The following is a 23,076-nucleotide window of genomic DNA, read 5'->3' on the forward strand; positions in this document are numbered from 1 at the left end:
ACGCCGGTAAGCGTCCCCCGATCTCTGCATTGTTCTTACCAACCCGCTCAGGAGTTACCAAGACCGTGCAGCCGTGCGGTCAGGTCCGCCCCGATCGACGAGATGTACGGTTCGTCGACCATCGACAGGTGGTCGCCGCCGATATGCACCACTTCGAGGTCGGACACTATCGGCCCCCAGCCGCCGTCGGGGTCGATTGTGGCCCATTGCGGGTCGAGTTCGATGGCGCCGTCATGCATACGGTCGGCCCGGTACAGCACCACCTTGCCGTCGAACGGGGACGGCTCGATGTTGGTCAGGGCGCGGTTGTCGATGAACGAGGTGCGCTGGTGCTCGATGATGCCGCCGGGGATCTTGGCCCCCGACATCGACACCATCTCCATGATGATCCGGAACTGACCTTCGTCGTCGGCCTCGACGAGCCGGTCCATGGGGATGGGGACGTCGGGGTCGAGGTCATAGGTCTTGACCGCGAAGTCCCGCCACCGTTCCAGACGGGCCCGTTTCGTGTCGGCGGTCTCGATCTCGCGTTCGGCCGGCATCACGGTGTCGATGAGACCGACGAACGCGACCTCCTCGCCCTGCTCACGCATCAGTTGTGCCGCGCCGTAGGCCAGGCCACCGCCGAGCGACCAGCCGACGAACACGTACGGCCCGTGCGGCTGCACCTCGCGGATCCGCGGAAGGTACTGACGCACCCGCTCTTCCATCGTCCCTTCGACGCGGTCGAAGCCGATGACGGGCCGGTCGGCGGGCAGGCGCTTGAGCAGGGGCTCGTAGGCGGAGGTGTTGCCACCGGCCGGATGGAACAGCAGCACCGGCACCGGATCTCCCGCGGTGGTGTCGTAGGACTTCTTCCCGTCCGGCACCAGGCGCAGGTAACGCACGAATCCGTCGACATCAGCTGCCGCATCGAGGTATTCGCGGACGTAATTCGCCATCTCCTCGATGGACTCGGAATCGAGGATGTCCTCGATGTCGATGTCGCCGCCGGTGCGCTCGTTGAGCCGGTCGGTGAGTGCCTGTGCCGCATCCTCGTTCAGGACGGGCAACTTGTTGAAGATGCCGCCGGCCGACTTCTTGGTGACCACCGCGTAGACGCCGAAGGTCAGCCGTTCGGCGGCGTCGCGGGGCGGGACATCGGAGCCTGCCGCGGCCGCCGCTGCCTCCCGGGAGGAGAGGGAGTCGGCGGCGGGGGTTGCGTCGCCGCCGGGAACACTCTCGGGTTGCGGGGTTTCGAGGCTCGTCGCCTGCGCTCCTCGCACCTCAACCGGCGAGGGGGTGGCCTCGACCGGGGAAGGGGTCGCTTCGGCCGGGGAAGGGGTGACCTCGGCCGGTGTGGGGATGCCGGCGGCGTCCCTGGCGAGTTGCTCGTCGATGTAGGCGTTGATCGCCTCGGTGTTGAGTTCGCCTCCGGCGGCGGCATCTTCGGCGAGGTTGTCGAGCTGGTCGCGATGAGTGACGGCGAACGCGGTGAACTTCTCGACGTCGGCCAGGCACGCCGAACGCATCGCCTGCAATTGGAGCTGCGGGATGTCGAATTCGTACTCGACGCGGTTCTTGATGCGCACCGCCATCAGCGAATCCAGGCCCAGGTCGATCAACGGCACCTCGAACGGCAGATCCTGCGGGTCGTAGCCCATCGACTCACCGACGATGGTGGCCAGCCGATCATGTACGGACTCACCGGATTCGGCGGTCCACCGGTCGCCCGCGTTCTCGACGACCTCCTCCTCGACGACCAGTGTGTTATCAGCGAACACCGCGGCGGGCGAGGTCTCGGCCGCGTCGGCCGAAGATCCCTCCGGGGCGGCGGCGGTGACGGCGGCCTCGAACAGCAGCCGGAAGTTCTTGCCGTCCTTGGCGTACAGCGCCACCGAAGCCCCGCCCGGATGCGGGCTGAGCGTGGTGGTGACGGTGCCCGACGCCGGGATCGGCGCATGCGTCTCGACGGCGCCCACGGCGACTCCGGTGAGAACCTGCCCGGCCGCGGCGGCCACGAGCGCCCGCGGATCGGTCACCACCGAGGCGCTGACCTCCCAGGCGTGCCTGCCGTCGGGCAGGGCCACGTGCGCACCCGGCACCGAGCCGGTACCGCTCGCCGAATAGCTTGCGGTGAGCCAGAACTGCTTACGTTCGAATCGGGTGCGCGGCACATCGGCGTAGCCCGCCGAACGGTCGGCGGCATCGACACCGAACAGCGACGACACGTCGACCGGGTGACCGTGCACATACAGCTTCATCAACGCGTTGATCAAGCCGAGGCTTTCGTCCTCCTTGCGGCGCAAGGTCTCGATGAGTTCGGCGTTGTGCACGCCGGCGCCGAAGGTGGTACCGGCCACCGAGATGAGCACGGCCGGGTTGGGTGAGAGCTCCAGGAACGTACGGTGGCCCGACTCGACGGTCTTGGCGACGGCCTGGGCGAACCACACCGAATACCGCAGACCCTTGAGGAAGTACTCGACCTCGTGAATCGCCTTGCCGCCGGGACGGTAGAACTCCTCCCGGTCGATGGAGCTGTAGATACCGTATTCCAGTGGCAGCGGGGTGATTCCGGCGATCTCGTAGGCCAGTTCACCGAGAATCGGCTCGACCTGCGAGGTGTGGCTGGCACCCTTCGTGAGCAGCTTGCGGCCGAGTTTGCCCTCGGCCTCGCACCGTGCGACGATCGCATCCACCTGTGCCGGTGGCCCACCGATCACAGTGTGGGTCGGGGCGGCGTACACGCAGATCTCCAGATCCGGGAAGTCCACCAGCACGTTCCGGATGTCGTCGGCCGAGTACTCGACGAGCGCCATGTTGCGCACCTCGTCCTCGGACAGCGACGCCTCACCCTCGGCCATCAGCCGCGAGCGCTGACAGATCACCCGGGTGGCGTCCTCCAGCGACAGACCGCCCGAAATGTATGCGGCCGAGGCCTCACCCATCGAATGCGGCACCAGGACACCTGGTTCGGCACCGAAGTGGCGCAACGTATCGGCGAGCGAGACCTGGATGGCGTAGATGCCGACCTGCGCCGATTCGCTGTTGTAGGTTTCCTCGTCGTCGAGCACCAGATCGGCGATCTTGTAGCCGAGCTCGTTGTCGATGAACTCGTCCACACGGTCGAGATACCTGGCGAACACCGGATTCTCGGTGTACAGCTGCTTGGCCATCTTGCGGTGCTGCGATCCGTAACCGGACAGCAGCCACACCGCCGACGCCGCATCGGGTGCGTCGGCCGAGTACACGATCGGGTTGGACTTGCCGTCGGCGATGGCGCGCAGCCCCTTGATCGCGTCCTCGTGCGAGCGGGCCATCACCACCGCGCGCGAGCGGCCGTGGTTGCGCGAGGCCAGGGTACGGCCCACGCTCACCAGCGACGCCGACTGTCCCGCTTCGGTTTCCAGCCAATCCGCGATGTCGGCGGCCGACTTGCGCCGGCGCGAGGGCAGGAAGCCCGAGACCACCAGCGGTACCACGGCGCCCTCGGCCGCGCACGGGGCGAAGCCGTCGGCGGGGTCGGTGTCGGTTGTCTCGGCGGCGGTGTCGGCCTTGCGTGCCTCGGCGGCGAGGATCGCGCGCTCGGCCTCGGTCAGGTACTCGTCATCGTCGTCGCTGACATCGTCGGCGGGGGAGGTTTCGAGGCTCGTCGCTTGCGCTCCTCGCACCTCAACCGACGAGGGGGGCACCTCAACCGACGAGAGGGGCACCTCAACCGGCGAAATGGGCAAGGGGGCCAGGTCGGTGGGGAGGGTTTCGCGGACCACGATGTGTGCGTTCGTGCCGCCGAACCCGAAGCCGGAGACTCCGGCGATGGCGTGCCCGCTGTAGCGGGGCCAGTCGGTGGCCTCCGAGGTGACCGCGAGGCTGTTGGCGGCGAACTGGATGTACGGATTGGGTTCGGTGAAGTTCAGCGACGCCGGAATCCGATTGTGCTGCAACGACAGCACCACCTTGGCAAGCGCACCGGCACCGGCGGCCGATTCCATGTGGCCGTAGTTGGTCTTGACCGAACCCATCAGCAGCGGCTTGCCGGGCAGGCGGCCTCGGCCCACGACCCGGCCGAGTGCGTCGGCCTCGATCGGGTCACCGAGCACCGTGCCGGTGCCGTGCGCCTCCACGTAGTCCACCGTCGACGGGTCGAGCGCCGCGTCGGCGTACGCCGACCGCAACACGTCGACCTGCGCCTCCGGGTTGGGGGCGGGCAGACCGTTGGAGCGGCCGTCGGAGTTGACCGCCGAACCGGCGATCACCGCGAGGATCGCGTCGCCGTCGCGGCGGGCATCGGCGACCCGCTTGAGGACGAACACACCGCCGCCCTCGGCGCGGCCGATACCGTCGGCGTCGGCGGAGAAGGTCTTGATCTTACCGTCGGCGGCGATCATTCCGATGCTGTCGAAGCCGAGGCTGGCAGCCGGGGTGAGGATCATGTTGACGCCACCGGCGAGCGCGACCGACGACTCACCGGTACGCAGGCTGCGCACCGCCTGATGCACCGCCACCAGCGACGACGAGCACGCGGTGTCGAGCGCGACCGACGGCCCACGGAAGTCGAAGTAGTACGAGACACGGTTGGCCACGATCGACGTGGACGTACCGGTCAGCGCGTACGCCGCCGTGTCGGAGGCGCCGTCACCGAGCCCCATCGTGGCGAGCATCTGGTAGTCGTTGGTGGAGGTTCCCAGGAACACGCCCACGTCGGCGCCCTTGAGGTCACTCGGCGGGATGTGCGCGTGCTCGAGCGCCTCCCAGCTCAGTTCGAGCGCCAGCCGCTGCTGCGGGTCGACCATCTCGACCTCGCGCGGGCTCATCTGGAAGAAGTCGGCGTCGAACGCCTTCACGTCGTCGAGGTAGCCGCCCTGCACATTGGCCCCGGCGATGGCCTCTGCCAACGCGGGGTCCTGCCTGAACTCGGTCCACCGGTCCTCGGGCAGATCGGTGATGCCCGACGTGCCCGCGATCAGCCCCTCCCACGTGGATTCGGGGGTGTGACCGGCACCCGGGAACCGGGTGGCGAAACCGACGATCGCGATGTCGTCGGCGTCGGCGCGGTCACGATCCCAGAAGCGGTCGTCGTCGGCCCTGCCCTCGTCGGGGTCGCCTTCGATGATGCGCTTGGCCAGCATCGCGATGGTCGGATGGTTGTACGCGACGGTCGCGGTGAGCACCACACCGGTGCGGTCCTCGATGTCGGCGGCCAGGGTCACCGCGTCGCGGGAGGCGAGCCCGAACTCCTCCATCGGCCGGTCGTCGGCGATCTGGTCGACGGGCAGGCCGGTGACCCCCGAGACCCAGCCGCGCAACCAGTCGCGCAGTTCGGCGACGGTCATCCCGCCGGCGGTCTCGGTGTCATGGGTGCCCGCGTCTCCGGTGTCCGACGCGGGTGCGTCGCCGACCTGCTCGATGCGGTCGTCGTCGGTGGGGGTTACCGGCTGGTCGGTATTCAGTTCAGACATCGCTTCCAGATTACTGTTCGAGGCCCCCGCGATGGCCTGTAAGGCGCGATCGCCTCACGTACCGGCACGTCGGGTGACGATGGTCCGGAAGCGGGTGGAGGACAGAAGGTGATCGGCGGGCGCGTGCGGCCCGTACCGGGACGGTCGGGATCCCACCGGTGGCCGGGGGCATGCCGATCGGTCGACGTGGTCGCACGCACTCGCGGGTGTCAATCTCGGGCGTCGGGAAAGGCGGTCTGCTGGTACCCGCCGCGCAGCGTGCCGTCGATGTAGGCGGCGCGGGCCGCCCGGCGTGCGATCTTTCCGCTGGAGGTGCGCGGAATGGAACCCGCCGGGACCATCAGCACGTCACGGACCATCACACCGTGCCGGGAGGCGACGGCGGCACGGACCGTGTCCGCCACGTCCTGCGGGTCGGTCCGTTTGCCGGGGCCGCGTTCGGCGACGATCACCAACTGTTCGGAGGCATCGTCGGGATCGAAGGTGAGGCCGCTGCCGGCGAACTCGAACACCTCGGCCGGCAACTGGTTGGCGGGCACGGCGAACGCCGCGACGAACCCGGGTCGCAGTGCGGGGCCGGCCTCTTGCGCGGTGTATTCGAGGTCCTGCGGGTAATGGTTGCGGCCGTCGACGATGACCAGGTCCTTGACGCGACCGGTTATGTACAGCTCGCCATCGACCCACACGCCGTAGTCGCCGGTGCGCATCCACTTGGCGTCGTCGGCGACGCCGTCGGCGTGGCTGTCCTGCGGCAGCCGGGTGACCAGACGGTTGTCGAAGGTTTCCCGGGTTTCACCGTCCTTCTCCCAGTAACCGGCGCCGATGTTGGCCCCGTGCAGCCAGATCTCGCCGATCTGGGCGTCGGGCAGTTCGCTCGCGGTGTCGACGTCGACGATCGTGGCCCACTGATCCCGGGCGACCTGACCGCACGAGACCTGGGTGACAGCGTTGGGCGCGTCGGCGTCGACGAAGGTGAAGTGGCCGGCGTTGAGCCGGTCGCGGTCGACGTGCACGATCCTGGCCTCGTTGTCACGCTTGGTCGCCGACACGAACAGGGTGGCCTCGGCCATGCCGTAGCACGGTTTGATGGCGGTCTTGGACAGTCCGTACGGGCCGAATGCGTCGTTGAACTTCTTCATCGAGCTGACGGTGACGGGTTCGGAACCGTTGATCAGACCGATCACGTTCGACAGGTCGAGATCCTCGCCCGGCCGCGGCAGTCCGCGCAGCGCGGCATGTTCGAAGGCGAAGTTGGGGGCGGCGGCGTAGGTCTCGGCGCCGTCGGAGGCGGCGAGTTCCTTGATCCACCGGCCCGGGCGGCGCACGAACGCCTGCGGGCTCATGATGGTGATGTAGCTGCCGCCGAGCGCCGGGAGGATGACGGTGAGCAGGCCCATGTCGTGGAACAGCGGCAGCCAGGTGACACCGCGTGCGGTCTTGTTGATCTCGATGGTGTCGCAGATCTGCAGCACGTTGGTGGCCACGGCACGGTGGGTGATCTCCACGCCCGCCGGGGTCCGGGTCGAGCCGGAGGTGTACTGCAGGTAGGCGATGGTGTCGAGGTTGTGGTCGGGGCCGATGACCGGCGGAGTCCAGCCCGAACCGACCGAGTCTGGCACCGCGTCGACCGCGATGACGCGCGGGCGCTGCTTGGCCGGCAGATGGGCGAAGTAGTCGCGCACCGCCCCGGCCGCCTTGGTCGAGGTGAGGATCGCGGCGGGTTGGCAGTCGGTCAGGACCGCGTCGAGCCGGTCGGTGTGGCCGGGTTCGTCGGGGGAGAACAGCGGGACGGCGACGTTGCTCGCGTACAGGGCGGCGAAGAAACCGATGACGTACTCGAGCCCCTGCGGCGCGAGGATCGCGACCCGGTCTCCACGCGAGGTGACCTGCTGGAGGCGGGTGGCCACGGCCCGTAGACGTTTGCCGAACTGGGCCCAGGTCAGATCCTGGGGTTCTCCGTCGCGTTCTCTGCTGTAGTCGATGAACCGGTACGCGAGCGTGTCCGCCTGCTCGTGCACGTTACGTTCGACATAGTCGACGAGCGTGACATTCTCTTGCAGCCTGAGGTGCCCATCCTCGTCGACGAACTCCGCGAGTTCGGTGTTCAACATCACTTCTCCTGTGGTCCTGGTGGACCTGTTGTCTCCACCCGTCTGCTGTGCCTGTCGGCCCCCACCGGCGTCGGCACAAACCCTGCTTCTCTGCGCCCCCAGCAATCGTGGCCGGGTAGTGACGCAACCGTAGCGCAACCGTTATCTCCGTGGAAACGAACTCCCTACCATCAATTGCCATTTCAGCAGCCTGAACTGAGGTTTTCGTTCTGACCAGGCCCTATTTCGTCGGAGCTGCCCCAGAGGTTACTCGCGACAGTCGGCCATCGTACTGGAGTCCGCCCGATATCCGAGAACTCTCACTCGCCCTTCAACAAGGCCAGAACCGGCGCGAATGCATCCATCTGCGTGGGAAACACACCGACGTACGACATCGTCGTACATCGACGAACCTCACGAATCTGGTCGGCGATCTCCTCGAACGTGCCGAACGCCAGATATGGCGAGCGCAACACATCCTCGACGGTCAGGTCGACGTCCTTGGCGATGTTGGGCGGATAGCCCTGGTCGATCGCCTGCAGGGCCATCTCCGCGGTCGCCTCACGGTCGTCGGTGATCACGATGGTCGCGATAGTCCAGTTCAGCTCGATCTCGCTGAACCGGTCGCCGGCGGCCTCGCGGATCCGGTCGACCCGTTCGATCGTCTTCTCCATCGTCATGTCCGACAGGCGCAGCTTGCCCTCGGCGGTGGTGCCGGTGGCCACCGAGATGATGTCGGCGTGTTTGGCCGCCAGCGCCAGCATCCGGGGACCGCCGCCACCCACCGCGATCGGCGGACGCGGACCCTGCCGCGGCCGCGGGGTGCCCTGCAATGAACTGATGGTGTAGAACTCGCCCTCGAAATCGACCGTCTGGCCCCGCATCAGGCCGTCGAGGATGGTCAGCGCCTCGTCGAGCCGGCGGATGCGCACACCCGGCTTCTCGAACTCGATTCCGGCCTTGTCGAATTCCTCTTTCATCCAGCCCGCGCCGATGCCCAGCTCCAGACGTCCCTTGGACAGGACATCGATGGTGTTGGCCTCCTTGGCCAGCAGCGCCGGATGGCGCCAGCCGTTGGCCAGCACCGAGGTACCGAGACGGATCCGCTCGGTGGCCTGTGACAACGCGCCGAGGGCGGCCAGCGGGCCAACCTGATTGCCCAGGTGGTCGGGCACCGCGAAAGTGTCGTACCCGTACTCCTCGGCAGCTTGGGCGAGCTGGACGAACTTGCGCGCGCCACCCTCCTCTTTATTGCCCTCGCCACCCGCGCCGAAGCGGAATTTGCGCAGGCCGTCAGGCGTGGTGACCTCGCTCAAGAAGACTCCTTAGAAATGTGTGCCGGGCGTGCGACCCGGAATCGCCGCAGACCCCGGCCGGGCGCGACGTTGGTAATCTTCGCACGCGCCTCGGCCGCCCATCCCGGGAGTCACCCGATTCGGGACTGGACGGGCGTCGGTCTGGACGGCTACACGCATCCGGTGTCGCATCTCGCAATCATTGTCACACGTGACCCTACTCACCAGTACGGGAGGGTGTGGCCGAATGCTCAGTAGTGCTCCGGCGACGGCGCCCCGTCGATACGCGTGACGGCCCAGCCGTACATCCAGCGAGTGGCGCTCACACCGCCCGCCGACCAGTACCGGGTGGTCCCGTACATCGCGTGCACCGGACTGTTCAACGCCCCCGACAACTGCGAGATCGCCTTGACCGGATTGGTGACCGTCGGTGCGTCACAGATCAAGTCGCCCGACGCGCAGATCGAATACACCCGGTCCTCGAGCGCACCGAACCCACCGCGGCCACCGGTCATCGTGATACCGGGGACCATGCTGCCGAAGCCACCGAGCGACACCTCCGCGCCGACACCACTCGGGCTCGGCCCCACATCGTGCTGCTTACCGGACTGACGCCGGCCGTCGGCGATGAGACCCACCCCGAGGATCAGGTCCTGATCGGTGTCTGCGATCGGCCCGCGGCCGTCGGCGATGCTCTGCGCGAGATCACCGACGATGACCGCGCCCTGCGAGAAGCCCATGAGCATGTAGCCGGTCAGCGGGCAGGCGCGGTTGGTCTTGGCCATCTTGGCCGCCGCCCGCTGGTAGCCCTGCTTGCGGGAGGCGTTGTAATCCATCTGCCGATCGGTGAGATTGGTCGGATTCCGGAACTGCGCGGTATAGGGAACCGTGTAGACCTCGGTGCGCGCGCCGGAGAACCTCTCGCGCAAGGGCCCGGACACCTTGAGCATCAACGACTTGGGGTTGGCCGTCGGATTGAGCGGGTCGTCGTCGGCCGAGGACTCCCAGGTGCCCGGCACCACGAGGGTCAGGACATCGGGGCAGTCGGCAGGTTGTGCCATCGGCCGCGACGTGGGCGGCGAGGTGGTCGGGCCCTTGGGGACCCGCCCCGGACCCGGTTGCAACAGTACGACGACCAGAACGATCACCAGCGCCAACGCCAGGACCGCGAGGAATCCCAGGAACAGCAGGAACTTGGGAACACGCCGTTTCGGGCTGCGCCCCGGACGCGAGCGGGCCATCGACCGTCCGCTCAGCAGAATTCGGCGTGCGCGGCCCGGATAACCTTGTCGGCCTTGGCGCTCGCCTCCGCGACCGAATCTGTGCCCGGACCCACGGACGCGGTCACATAGGCCTTGACGGTCACCGGATCGGTGCCCTTCTTCTTCTCACTGCAGATGTAGGCACCCATGGTCAGCGCCACGTTGTTGTCGGTGTCACCCATGAAGGTCACGTTCTGGCGTTTGAGAGCACGCAGGTAGTCTTCCTGCTTCTCCGTCAGCTTGACGTTCTGCGGGGCGACAACGCTCTCCTCGACGGTGTCGCTGCGGGGCGCGGTGGTCGTGGTGGTCGTGGTGGTCGTGGTGGTCGAAGCGCTCGACGTGGTCGCGGACACCTCCGTGTCCCGGGCACCCCGGGAGGCGTCCGGACTCTCGGATGCCAACGCCTCGACCGACTCGGACGGTGAGACCTCGGTGGCGGTGCTTTCGGCGTTCGCACTCGATTTCATCGAGGTGGTGGTGATCTGGTTGCTGGTCAGTGGCGCCGATGCCGTCGAGTCATCCGAACAGGCGGTCATTCCCGCGGCCACCAGTGCCAGACCCGTCGCCAGCATCGCCGACCGGATGATCGTCCTCATCGTCGTCATCGTCACTTCCTCTGCATCACACGCTTGCACCCCGCCAGAGGCAAGGCTACAACCGCGCGGCGGCACATCTGGCCGTGGTGGGACTTCACCAGCCAAAACACCGCAATTCCTCAGCGAAGATTTAGGGTTTTGGATGTCGGGCACCCAGACTACGGCCCGCGCCACTGCATCGGCTTCCGCGAGAACCTACATCAGAACCTTGGTGCCGTTCTTCGAATCCCAGGTGATCCTGCCGTGTTCGAACCTGTTGAAGCGGCCCTTGCCGTCGCGGGTGGACAACTCGTCACTGATGGGCAGGCCGAGCTTGCCCCCGGGTCCTCCGGTCCCGCTGTACGCGCCGCCGATGGCACCGGTGACCACCTTCGGACCCTTCGGCCCGGTGATGATCCGGCCGCCCGCGAAGTCCTGGGCGCGGCCTCCCGGAACCGTGTAGTCGGGCGTGAGGCACTCGCCGAGCACCTTCTTGTTCTTCGCGGCAACCTTCTTGAACTTGGAGTAGACGCCGCAATTGACCTTGTCGCCGCTCAGTCCCAGCGCCGACGCCGCCTGCGGCCACGCCTGGGCCATCTCGAACTGCCAGTACGGCCAGGTGTGCGTGCCCGACGGCCGGTAGGCCGAACGGGCGGGCACACCCACCTCGTTGAGTTTGACGGCGAACTGCTGGGTGGTGACGCGCGAGAGCACCTCGAGGCCGACGCCGGAGTAGTTGGTGGCCAGCAGCGGAATGTCCGAGGCCTGGTCGTGCGGACCGATCACGCCGTTGCCGGAGGAGATGTAGATGCTGGTTCCCTGCAGTTTGTCGGCGAGCACGTACGGATCGTGTTCCCGCCACGCGGGGTCGCTCGGCTTGCCGAACATCTTCTCCGAGTCGTAGGCGCCGCCGTCGCGCTGGGCGAATTGGATGGCCTGCGCCATGCCCGGCGAGCTGAGTTGCAGGATGCCCGAGAACGACGCCACGAACTTGTAGAAGCCGGGGTTGCGCGCGGCGAGCATCATCGCCGCCGAACCACCCATCGACAGACCTTCGACACCGCGAACGTCGGTCGAGCGCCAGTCGTCCGACTCCAGGATCGGTGGCAGTTCCTTAATCAGGAAGGTCTCCCACATGTAGTGTTTGCCGCGGTCCGGCTCCTTCCAGTCGGTGTAGAAGCTGGACTCGCCGCCGATCGGCAGGACCACATTGACGTTCTTGTCCTTGTAGAAATCGATGATGTTGGTGTTCAGGATCCAGCCGCTCTGGTTCTCCTGGGCGCGGAGCCCATCGAGCATCGTGAGTTGGGGGAACCTGTCCTTCGGCTTGGCGTACCAGTCGCGGGCCAGCAGCAGTTGCACCTGGATGTTGGTCTTCATCGCCGGCGAGTACACCCACAGCGCCACCCGGCGGCTGGTGTACCAGTAGATATTGGTGACCTTGGCCTGGTCCGCCGCCGGCGCCGGTTTGCGGGTCGTCTCCGGCGCGGGCTTGGGTGTCGGCTTGTTCGTCGTCTCCGGCGCGGGTTTGCCGGTGGTCGCCGGTGCGGGCTTGTGCGTCGTCGGCGTCGCCGGTGCGGGTTCGGCGCCCGCGGGCACACCGCCGACGACCAAGCTCAGCACCATCGCACCCGCGCCGACGGCCGTCGATGCGGCAGCCCTGGTTCGCCCGGCACTACGCCGAATCGCCCGGTTGCCATCGCTGGGAGCACTGTCGTTGCCGGCACCTCGCGTTGTAGGCCACATCGCTGAACTCCTCCGTCGGATACGAACGCAACTGCCACATTCGCACCACAAACCACAAATGTCTCAGGAGTTTCATACACCACAGAAGTCCCGGCCGCATCATCGCCACGCCCACGGCCCGCCAACTTCGTCCGATATGGAACCCAGCTCGGACATATGTCCGAGCCAGACCCCATATCGGACGAAGTTGTCCAGCCCACAGAAAATCCCCCGACCCGCACACAGCGGATCGGGGGATTCAAGGGAGGAAGACAGAGGGCTAAGGGCTCACAAACTCAGCCCCGCCGCATCACCTAAAGAATCCTCGGTTCTTGGCGTCCCAGACCATATCCTGCCAGTAGCCCCACGAGTGGGTGCCCATGGAGTAGCTGCTCATCACCGGCACACCGTTGATCGCGGCGAAGAGCTCGAACGCCTTGGTCTGGGTGAAGGAGAGCAGTTCGAGCGGGGAGCCCTTGAAGAAGTCGTTGAACAGGCTGACCGCACTGCTGCCGTTGTCGAAGCTGTGCTGGCCGACGATGCCGTTGCCGGACCCGACGTAGACCTTCATGCCCTTGAGACCCTGGATGTTCCAGGCGGCGTCGTTGGTGCGCCAGCGCGGGCTCCACGGCGGCCCGTACATGGAGTCGACGTTGAACGGCGCGGGCGCGATGTCGAGCATCGACAGGCGGATGGCGGTGCGCATTCCGGGCGCGGTCATCCAGTTGTAGCCCGACAGCGAGGCCGCGCGGTCGAAGTTCTGGCGGTTCTGGGCCGCGATGGTGAGCGCGGCACCGCCACCGGAGGACAGACCCATGATGGCGTACTTGCCGTTACCGACGCGGAAGCCGTTGGCGTCCAGGGTGCGGATGAGACTCTTGGTGATGACGCAGCGCCACTTGTAAGTGAACGGCTGTCCGTTGAAGTTGGAGGGCGAGTCCCAGTCGGCGTAGAAGCTGGCCGGCCCACCGATGGGCTGGACGACGTTGACGCCCGAGTTCACCAGCTTCTGGACGTTGGTGTTGATCTCCCAGCCGCTGTAGCCGTATTCGGCGCGCATGCCGTCGAGGAGGATGACGGTCTTGTAGTTGCCCGCCTTCTTCCAGGTCCGCACCTTGACGCCGTTGGCTTCGTTGGCCGACTTGTTCTTCCATGGGCCGCTGGTGTAGTTGGGCATTCCGCAGCTGTCGATGCGGTATTCCTTGAACAGGGCTGTGTCGTTGACCCTGGCACTCGCCTCACCTGCAGTGACGCCTACCATGCCTATCGCTGTGGCCAGCGACAGCATGCCTGCAAGAAAACGGGACCGGCCTTTACGGCACCCCCTGTGCTGTTTGGCACCTTCGCGCATCGACTACCTAACTCCTCGTTGTGTGGCGGATGAGCGATTCGCACCGCTCATCTGCCACTGTGCTTCTGGCGACAGTGGCCCGACCGCACCCGCAGTCTCACCTACACGCGGGCCCCGCCACCGGTGTGGACGCGGACCGTCCGGACGCAGCACATCCGCACGCGTTTCGTGTGGCGAGCCTATTGCAAGCCGGGCAGGCTGACAAACGGTGTGATCTGTATCGCTATCCAATCGAGATCACATATGTCGATCAGCCGACTCTCAGTAACCCTGTCGTCGATTTCATCGCGAACGTTACCGATTCGAGATACGAATGCACAACCGTTACTGTGGCAAAAGATCCGTCCACGTCCACGAACTTCGACCGGCGGGTACCCGAATGCCCTAGTTGCCGCGCTCGTCCGGTGGCGTCAGACCGCACCGCAGGATTTCGTACTTCGGCTCACGCTCGATCCGGTAGCTGTTGAACCGGGCCGCGTTCTTCAGGTTGTCGACAAACCGATGCCACGACCACACACCCTCGTAGGAGCGGTAGCGCTCCCGCGTCTCCGGGCAGGTCAACGCGACCTTGGCCTCGGCAACCGTGTCCTCGTCGAGGTAGCTGGGCAGGTCCGGCTTACTCGAGACCGCCCTGGCCTCGGCGACCACCCACTCCGACCGCAGGTTCTTGTCGTGGCCGATCCGGCCGTCGACGAGCCGTTCGGTGTGTGCGGCGAGCGGGTAGGCCAGCCCCATCTGGTCGACGACACGCACGTCGAGCGGCGCGTTCATGCTCGTCATACCCAGGTTCAGGAAGTAGACGGTGACCTTGCGCTTGTCCTGCGGCGTCGATTCGGGCAGCGGCGCGACGTACCACTCGTCATAGTCGGCGGACGGCAGGATGACGCCGCCCCGGCCGCGGTACTCCTCGATCCGCTGGGCCATCGCGCGCATCCGCGGATAGTCCAGGTAGTCCTCGGCCGTCACCGGATTCTGGTTGCCCATGTTGGTGACGTAGAAGCGGCGTTCATCGACAATGCCGCTGCGGCCGATGCTGGTGCCCGCGTTCGGCAAGACGGTCGACTGGTAGGTACTGCCCCACACCAGCATGGTGATCCAGATCGCCACCAGTGCCACCGCACCGCCGAGCCGGACCCGCGCCCGGCGCGCCGGGACGACACCGGTTGCGCCGCGCAGTTGCGCCCGGCCCGCCGGAATCGCCACCGGGATGGTCATCAGCGGCAGCAGCAGCGTGAACAGCGGGTTCAGCAGCACCCGGCCGTGCATGAAGTCGCCGCCCTGACGCATCCAGTAGACAGCACCGATCGCGCCCGCCACCGCGACGGTGACGGTGACCCCGGTCGTCGATTGCAGCCGGGCCGACCAGCCGGCCATCCGCTCCCGCAGGGTGGGGCGTCGGTCGCGGAGACCGGACTCGCCCGGGTCGGTGACATCCCCGTTCGCGACGGCCTGCCCCGGAGAAGTTTGCCCGGTAGACGTCTCACCGGTGGAACGGGACAGCCATCCGTCCACCCCCAGGATCACCGCGACCACGATCAGCAGGATCAGCGGCAACACCAGCAGGTACGGCGAGAACAGATTGCCCACGTAGTCGAAGCCCTGCGCCCACTTGGAACCGCTGGCGTCCTTGGCGACGGCCGGGTTGGGCACCAGCAGGGCGTAGTAGCCCATCCGGAAGATCTGATAGCTCACCGGAAGCACACCGGCTACCACGGCGATCCCGGCGCGCATCTTCCACGACGCGGGCGCGGCCACCATCACCAGCAGGATCAGGCCACCGAGCACGGTCAGTTCCGGACGGATCAGCGGCGCCAGACCCGCGGTGAACGCCAGCGCCAGCGTGGCCGGGTTGTTGATCCGGCCGGGGGTGTGCCCCGTCGCGGTGCCCGACCCCACAGGCCCGATCACCCGGCCCCGCCTGCCCCAGGCGACGAACTGACACCACAGCGCGGCGATCCAGAAGATGCACAGCCCGTTCTCCAGGCCGCTGGTGGCGAAGTCACGGGCGGGTGGCAACGCGATGTAGACGATCGCGCCGAGCGGCAGCAGCAGCGTCCAGCCCGATCCGGCAGACAGGGTGGTGGTGGACAGGGAGGTGCGCCCGATCCGGTCGGCGTAGAGCCGGGCGGTGCCGTACATGGCCAGCGGGATCGCCGCCACCGACAGCACCAGCGCCACCCACAGCGCGACGTACTCGAGTCGGCCGTCGGTGACCCAGGCCCAGAACCACAGCAGGTAAGTCCAGGCGGTGGAGGTGTTGGCCTCCACGCGCTCCCCCGCGTTGAACACAGGTCCATTGCCGGCGAACAGGTTGCGCAGGGTGCGCAGGACGATCAGGCCGTCGTCGGCGATCCACCGCCGCTGCCAGGCGCCGATGGCGAAGAATGTGGTGACCAGGATCGCGCCGACGGCGAAGCTGCCGTAGGTGACCCAGCCCCGTGCGCCCAGACGTGCGATCCGGGCACCCCCGATCCCGGTACCGTCGCCGCGGGAGCGCCTGGTTCGGCCCGCCGCGCCCGATTCGTCGTCGGCGCCGAACAGGTCGGCCAGGCTCGTACCCGAACCGGGTTGTGTCTCGGCGGGCCCCGGGTGTTTGTCAGAAGGCATAGACGGCCACACCCACGCAGATGATCCAGGCGACCGCCAAGAACTGCAGGATGCGGTCGCCCAGGGCGATCTCTTCCGGTTCGCCCGCGGCGCCGCCGTCGACGTCTACGGCGTACCGCAGAATCGCGACGGTGAACGGGACGATCGAGATCGAGTAGAAGACATTGTCGCCGTGGCTGCCGCCGGGACCGGTATCCAGCGCCCACAGGCCATAGCAGAGCACCACCGATGTCGCCGACAACGTCCACACGAATCTCAGGTAGGTGGCGGTGTAGTACTGCAACGACTTGCGGATCTTGGCGCCGGTCCGTTCGGCGTACACCAGTTCGGCGTAGCGTTTGCCGGCCGCCATGAACAGCGAACCGAACGCCATGACCAGCAGGAACCACCGCGACAGCCCGTCGGGCAATTGGGCGGCCACACCACCGGCGATAGCCCGGATCAGGAAGCCCGACGACACGATGCAGATGTCGATGACGGCCTGGTGTTTGAGGCCGAAACAGTAGCCGAGCTGGATGGCGAAGTACACCGCGATGGTGACCGCCGTCTGCCAGTTCGCCAGGAACGAGATACCGATCGCCGCGATCGCCAGTACGGTGGCCAGTACGAACGCCAGGCTCTGCGGCACCACACCGGCCGCGATCGGCCGGAAACGCTTGGTGGGATGGTTGCGGTCGGCCTCGACGTCGAGGGCGTCGTTGATCAGGTAGGTGGCCGACGCGATCAGGCAGAACGCGACGAACGCCACCAGCACCCGCAACATGGTCGCGCCGTCGGTGAGCACGTCGGTGCCCGCCGCCATCGGCGCGGCCAGGACCAGGACGTTCTTCACCCACTGCCGGGGCCGCAATGCCTTCACCAGTCCGGTCGCCAGATTCTTCGGCGGACCGAGCTGGGGGCCGTGCTCGATCGGTTCCTCACTCATCTGGATCCTCGGCTCATCTCACTCTTGCCCGCGGCTGTGCGGGCGATTCACTGCTTGGTCTGTCCTCGCGCGGGCTGTCTCGGGTCGTCCCCGGCCGCGGTCAGCTGTCGGCGGCGCCGGAACGGTCACGAACGCGACGGTCGGGAAACAGTCTGTCACCCGCGACCACGGCCGCGGCACCGACCGCACCGATTCCGGCTCCGGCCAGCACATCCGTCGGATAGTGCACGCCCAGCACCAGCCGCGACAGCAACATCGGCGGCACCAGCACCGCCGGCACCGCGGCGGGCGGCAGGCCCGCCGCACGGCCGATCAGAATCGCCGCGGCCGTGGTCGAGGTGGCATGCGAGGACGGGAAGCTCAGCTTCGACGGGGTGCTCACACCGATCTCGATGTCCGGATGGTGGGGGCGGGGCCTGCGCACCACCCGCTTGATGATCACCGACGCCGCATGCGCGCCGAAGGCACCCACACCCGCCTCGATCCAGCGACGGCGGGCGGCCCGGTCACCTCTCACCTGTGCGACGGCCGCACCGGCCCCGGCGATCGCCAGCCAGCCGAGCGAATGCTCACCGAAGTGTGACAGCCCGCGCGCGGCCTCCCGGACACCCGGCCGACGCCCGATCGCCGCCTGGATCGCGACCAGTGCTGCTGCCTCCCCCGTCGCTGCGCTCGCCCCGGCCTCCCCCGTCGCTGCGCTCGCCCCGGCCTCCCCCGTCGCTGCGCTCGCCCCGGCCTCCCCCGTCGCTGCGCTCGCCCCGGCCTCCCCCGTCGCCGGCGTCGTGTCCTGTTCAGTCGATTCCGAAGACATCAGCCCAGCTCTCCTTGCTCGTCAGGTCCGCATGCGCGCCGCGGTAGGCCTCGCGCATCTCGGGGAAGCGATCGTAGACCTCTTTCACCAGCGCGGCCGACTCGCGCGCCAGCGCGATCATCTTGTCACGGTCACGCTGCCGGTAGACCACGCCACGGCCGTCGGCGGTGGTCACGGTCACCCCGTCGACACGGCCGAGACTGAACCAGCGGGCCTCGATCGGCGGATAGTTGGCCTGGGGCACCTCGTGGTGCCGCGGGTCGGCCGGTCGAAGATTGTTGCGCACCGCCCCGGCGAGCGCGCGCACCTTGGTGATCGGGTTCTTCGGCTCGTTGACGCCGAGGTGCGTGGCCTCACCGCTGGTGCGCGGCAGTGCCTGCGCCGACGGCAACACGACAGCATCGGGGAACTCCTTGCGCATCGCCGCCACCTTCGGCAGCGCGGTGGGCAGCAGGCTGCGGATGTGGTCGGGACCGGCGAGAAAGTCACGGATCGCCTCGTTCTGGATGGCAACCGTCGAATACTCCAGGCACAGCAGATGTTTCGCGGTGGCCTTGGCCATCGACTGCACAATGCCACCGATCGGGCCGTCGTGATGGATCGAGGCGACGACCAGCCGGTTGCGCAGATGAAAGTAGGCCTGCCAGTCGATGGCGTCGTCCTTGTCGCTCCACGCCATGTGCCAGATCGCGATACCCGGCACCGTCGCCGTCGGGTAGCCCGCTTTCGCTGCGCGCAAAGCGAATTCCCAGTCGTCCCACTTGATGAACAGCGGCATCGGCAGGCCGATCTTCTCCGCGCATTCGCGCGGGATCATGCACATCCACCAGCCGTTGCCCTCGACGTCGATGCGCCGGTGCAGGTTCTTCGAGTTGTCCCGGTCGCGCAGTGGATACTTCGCGAAGTCATGGTCGTACTCGACGAACGGTGCCGCCGTCCACATGAAGGTGTGCCGGTTGATGGCCTCACCCATGCAGTGCAGGTGGCTGCGGTCCTGCAGATTGAGCATCTGACCGCCGACCAGCATGGGCGACTTGGCGAACCGGGACAACGCGAGCGCCCGCAGGATCGAGTCGGGTTCGATCGCGATGTCGTCGTCCATGTACAGCACATACGGGCTGTCGGTCAGCCGCAGCGCCTCGTACATGATGCGCGCGTATCCGCCCGAGCCGCCGAGGTTTCCCTGGTCGAAGATGTGCAGCCGGTCACCGAGTGCCGCGGCGGCCTCGGTGTAGCCGGGTTCGTCAACCACCTTGCGGGTGCCCTGGTCGGGCATCAACACCGCATCGACGACGGCGTCGACAAGCGGGTCGGAGGTGAGCGCGGCGAGCGCGGCGACGGCGTCGGTGGGCCGGTTGAATGTGGGGATACCGACGGTGACCCGCTTGGTCTCCTCGTCGGGCGTGGGCGAGTCCACCGCTGAATACCAACCGGCGGAGACGATCTCGGTGTCGGTATCGGTGGTGAGGTCGAACCAGATCCAGCCACCGTCCTCGAACGGGCCCAGATCCACCTCCAGTTCGATACTGCCGCGACCGGACTCGTCGACGGGGATCAGTTCGCCGCCAATGCCGATACGCGCGCCGTCGAACTTGGAGCGGTACAAGTCGATCCGGCAGGTGCCGATCACCTCGACCCGCAGTACCACCGAGGTCAGGATCGACCACCGCCGCCAGTACGCGGCGGCGAAGGCGTTGAAGTACGACTCGAAGCTGACCTGCGAATCCGGGCTCAGCACAACCGAAGTGCGGCTCGGTGAATGCGCGCGGCGCGAGTTCCGCTCATCCTCGACGAGGTACAGCGACCGCACGTCGACGGGCTCACCCGGACGCGGGAAGATGACCCGCTGCAGAAGGCTGGTGGCTTTGCTCATTCTTCTCCCCCGGTCAGCGCCGCACCGTCGCGTAGGTGCGGTGCGAGCGTGTTGTCGAACATGGTGAGCGCACTGGCGATCGCCATATGCATGTCGAGATACTGGTAGGTGCCCAGGCGGCCACCGAAAAGCACCTTGCCGTCGCGGGTTTCGGCCTTGGCCAGCTCTCGGTACGCGGCCACCATCGCGCGGTCGTCGGGGGTGTTGATCGGATAGTACGGCTCGTCGGACTCGCCGGCGAAGCGGCTGTACTCACGCATGATCACCGTCTTGTCCGATGGATAGCCGGTGCGTTCGGGATGAAAATGCCGGAACTCGTGGATGCGGGTGTACGGAACGTCGGCGTCGTTGTAGTTCATCACCGGAGTGCCCTGGAAATCGCCGGTGGGCAGCACCTCGGTCTCGAAATCGAGTGTGCGCCACCCTAGTCGGCCGGCTGAGTAGTCGAAGTAGCGGTCCAGCGGACCGGTGTAGACCACGGGGGCGTCCGGATTGGCGGCGCGCAGCCCGTCACGCACGTCGAACCAGTCGGTGTCGGTGCGCACCTCGATGCGCTCGTCGGCGGCCATCTTCTCCAGCCACGCGGTGTACCCGTCGACGGGTAACCCCTCGTAGGTGTCGTTGAAGTAGCGGTTGTCGAAGTTGTAGCGCACCGGCAGCCGGGTGATGTTGCCCGCGGGCAGCTCGGTGGGGTCGGTCTGCCACTGCTTGGCAGTGTAGTGCTTGAAGAACGCCTCGTACAGCGGACGCCCGATCAGGCTGATCGCCTTCTCCTCGAAGTTCTGGGCGTCCTTCGAATCGATCTCACCGGCCTGTTCGGCGATCAGCGCACGCGCCTCGTCGGGGCTGTAGTACTTGTCGAAGAACTGGCTGATCAGGCCCAGACCCACCGGCAGCGGATACGCCTGCCCCTGGTAGAGCCCGAACACCCGATGCTGGTAGCCGGTGAAGTCGGTGAACTGCCGCACGTAGTCCCACACCCGCTTGTTGGAGGTGTGAAACAGGTGTGCACCGTACTTGTGGATCTCGATTCCGGTTTCCGGTTCGGCCTCGGAGTAGGCATTGCCGCCGAGGTGGTGCCGACGTTCGACGACGAGGACCCGCTTACCGAGCTGGGTTGCCGCCCGTTCCGCGATCGTCAGCCCGAAAAACCCGGATCCCACCACGAACAGGTCGTACTCATTACTCGATGCCACGAGTGCTCAGCCTATCGGACCGAACCTGAGGATCAGCCGAGCACGACCTCCGTGGCCCGACAAACTCACAGTCCGATCACCTCACACCCGCTATTTCAGCGCATCCCGCTTCGGGAAGCCGACGACCGGCTGTCCGCCCTTGCTGAGGTAGTCGGCGAGGGACCGCCCGGCGAGAGCGTGCGCACCGGTGTCGGCGGAGAAGAACATCATGCCACGCTGGAACAGCTGCACGACGCCCTTGCCGTCGGGGGTGAGTGCGGGAATGCCGATCGCCTGACCGAGGACGCCGGTGATACCGCCGAGATCGTCGAACTTGCCGTTGAGCACCTGGGTGCCCACCTCGAGCAACTGTGACGCACCCGGCATCACCTCGTCGAAGATCGTCTCCAGGATGCCACCGGCCGGACCGGTGCCGCGTGCCGGGGCGACGATCGCGGGCTTGTTCGTCTGGCCCTTGATGGCGAAGTAGGAGGATTTGAGCCCGAGGGTGGTGCGGGCGTCCTCGCCGCTCACCTCGACGGTGCCACCGGTTCCGACCACGCGGACCTTGACGGCGCGGCCCCACTGCGGGCCGAGACCGTTGGCCTCGATCACCTCGAAGTCGCGCAGCGCGCCGACGCCGAAGGCGCTGCCCACGGTGTCCGGGCTCAGCGTCATCGTCCAGTTGTGTGACGGCGAAATGGTGTCGCCCTCGTCCTCGACGGCGGGGAACGGCCCGCCCGCGGTGAAACCGCCGGTCGATGCCGAGAACTCGGTGAACGCCGGTTTCCCGTTCACCAGGCGGACCTGTCCGGCGGTGGCGTCGGCGGCGGAGTTCGTGCGTGGGTCCTCTACGGACGCACCGCCGTAGACCTGCGAGTTCTGGGTATCGTCGATCTGTTTGCCGCCGGCGAGCGCGGCCAGTGCGTAGGTGCGCGCGGCCACGGCCTGCGCCTTGATGGCCTCGGCTCCACCGCCGTCGGCCCAGCCGGGCGAGATCTCCTTGGGCAGGACACCCTTGACGTAGTCATCGATGTGGACCCGGTTGACGACGCGTCCGCCGGAGTAGCCGAGCGCGCCGCGATACGTGGCGCCCGACCCGCAGAAGGTGAGCAGCTCACCGGCGGGTCTGGTCGGGCCCGCGGTCAGTGGTTCGACGAAGGTCGCGGGCACCGAGCGCACGACCGATCCGCCGCAGCCGTTGGTGATGTTTGCTGTTCCCCCGGACAAACTGACCGCTTGCCCGGGGGCGACGACCTGCCCGCCTACCCGCATCCCGGCGACCGCGCGCACAGAAACCGAGCTCTGATTCGTCAGTGTGACGTCGACCTCGGACCTGTCCGCCTTCCCCGCGGTGGTGCCGCCATAGTAATGACGCAGGATCCTGCCGGCAGACCAGCCCTTCTTCGCATAGCCGTAGGCACCCCACTGCCCCAGGCCACGACCGTGACCGTGACCGTGACCGTGCATGGTCACCGAACCGGAGACCGCCAGGTCGACGTCGTCGGCGCCGTTGAGCGTGGTGCCGAGGACCAGACCGCCGGCGATCAGCGCGGGTGTCAGGCCCAGCGCCGTCAACGACAGTTTTCGCTTGCGCGCATCCCGTGACCGGGCGCCGGTCGTGAACATTCTCAGACGTGGCATAACCGTCGGACTCCCCTCGGTGTCCCCCGCGTCGGCCGTGTGCAGTGGATGTGTACACGGGTGAACGCCCAGCTGCGAAGCCGTTGCAGTGGGTAGCCAACCGTGACTCATGTGGTTAGTGTTGCGAATGGGACTCTAGTGACCATAGTGAATTCGTAGCGACAACACCAATCTCACTAGATAACAACAGCATCACGAGTTGTATCGACAGTGTGCGTCGGTCACACCGCAGCGCATATTCAGCGCACACGATGGCAGCTGCCGCCGCGATCCGTCCGGGGAAGACAACCCAGGAGAGACACCAC

The 23,076-nt window shown here is 66.9% G+C and carries 13 protein-coding genes; all 13 read right to left on the reverse strand.

Annotated features, from left to right (window positions below):
* Window positions 1–47: 47 nt before the first annotated feature.
* The 13 genes from pks13 to GII31_RS21865 all read right to left on the reverse strand — a co-directional run bounded on the left by pks13 (window position 48) and on the right by GII31_RS21865 (window position 22,771).
* Window positions 48–5,438 carry a polyketide synthase Pks13 gene (gene pks13 / locus GII31_RS21805; RefSeq protein ID WP_246222001.1) on the reverse strand — a complete coding sequence of 1,797 codons (5,391 nt, stop codon included), beginning with the start codon at window positions 5,436–5,438 and terminating at the stop codon, window positions 48–50.
* Between the two features lie 209 nt (window positions 5,439–5,647).
* Window positions 5,648–7,549, reverse strand: a complete 1,902-nt coding sequence (gene fadD32 / locus GII31_RS21810; protein ID WP_213245449.1) for a long-chain-fatty-acid--AMP ligase FadD32 — start codon at window positions 7,547–7,549, stop codon at window positions 5,648–5,650.
* Between the two features lie 299 nt (window positions 7,550–7,848).
* Window positions 7,849–8,844, reverse strand: a complete 996-nt coding sequence (locus tag GII31_RS21815; RefSeq protein WP_213245451.1) for an LLM class F420-dependent oxidoreductase — start codon at window positions 8,842–8,844, stop codon at window positions 7,849–7,851.
* A 230-nt stretch (window positions 8,845–9,074) separates the two neighbouring features.
* On the reverse strand, window positions 9,075–10,064 hold the full coding sequence (locus tag GII31_RS21820) for a cutinase family protein (RefSeq protein WP_213245453.1): 990 nt from the start codon (window positions 10,062–10,064) through the stop codon (window positions 9,075–9,077).
* Between the two features lie 11 nt (window positions 10,065–10,075).
* Complete coding sequence (locus GII31_RS21825) at window positions 10,076–10,690, reverse strand: DUF732 domain-containing protein (protein ID WP_213245455.1); 615 nt, start codon at window positions 10,688–10,690, stop codon at window positions 10,076–10,078.
* Between the two features lie 186 nt (window positions 10,691–10,876).
* Window positions 10,877–12,406: an alpha/beta hydrolase-fold protein gene (locus tag GII31_RS21830; protein ID WP_213245458.1), complete on the reverse strand. Its 1,530-nt coding sequence runs from the start codon at window positions 12,404–12,406 to the stop codon at window positions 10,877–10,879.
* Between the two features lie 289 nt (window positions 12,407–12,695).
* Window positions 12,696–13,736, reverse strand: a complete 1,041-nt coding sequence (locus GII31_RS21835; protein ID WP_213245460.1) for an alpha/beta hydrolase — start codon at window positions 13,734–13,736, stop codon at window positions 12,696–12,698.
* Between the two features lie 384 nt (window positions 13,737–14,120).
* Window positions 14,121–16,343 (reverse strand): hypothetical protein, encoded by a 2,223-nt coding sequence (locus GII31_RS21840; protein ID WP_213245462.1) that lies wholly within the window; start codon window positions 16,341–16,343, stop codon window positions 14,121–14,123.
* Window positions 16,333–17,268, reverse strand: coding sequence for a decaprenyl-phosphate phosphoribosyltransferase (locus tag GII31_RS21845; RefSeq protein WP_213245463.1), 936 nt, complete (start codon window positions 17,266–17,268; stop codon window positions 16,333–16,335). The genes GII31_RS21840 and GII31_RS21845 overlap by 11 nt, the downstream gene beginning before the upstream one ends.
* Window positions 17,269–17,368: 100 nt before the next feature.
* A complete protein-coding gene (locus GII31_RS21850) occupies window positions 17,369–18,079 on the reverse strand; it encodes a phosphatase PAP2 family protein (RefSeq protein WP_260840187.1) in 711 nt (236 codons plus the stop codon).
* Window positions 18,060–19,952: a glycosyltransferase gene (locus GII31_RS21855; RefSeq protein ID WP_213245465.1), complete on the reverse strand. Its 1,893-nt coding sequence runs from the start codon at window positions 19,950–19,952 to the stop codon at window positions 18,060–18,062. The genes GII31_RS21850 and GII31_RS21855 overlap by 20 nt, the downstream gene beginning before the upstream one ends.
* Window positions 19,949–21,148 carry a UDP-galactopyranose mutase gene (gene glf, locus GII31_RS21860; RefSeq protein ID WP_213245467.1) on the reverse strand — a complete coding sequence of 400 codons (1,200 nt, stop codon included), beginning with the start codon at window positions 21,146–21,148 and terminating at the stop codon, window positions 19,949–19,951. The genes GII31_RS21855 and glf overlap by 4 nt, the downstream gene beginning before the upstream one ends.
* A 90-nt stretch (window positions 21,149–21,238) precedes the next feature.
* Window positions 21,239–22,771, reverse strand: coding sequence for a SpoIID/LytB domain-containing protein (locus tag GII31_RS21865; RefSeq protein WP_213245469.1), 1,533 nt, complete (start codon window positions 22,769–22,771; stop codon window positions 21,239–21,241).
* Between the last annotated feature and the right edge of the window lie 305 nt (window positions 22,772–23,076).

The organism is Gordonia pseudamarae, from assembly GCF_025273675.1.
In the GTDB taxonomy this organism is placed as follows: Bacteria; Actinomycetota; Actinomycetes; order Mycobacteriales; family Mycobacteriaceae; genus Gordonia; species Gordonia pseudamarae.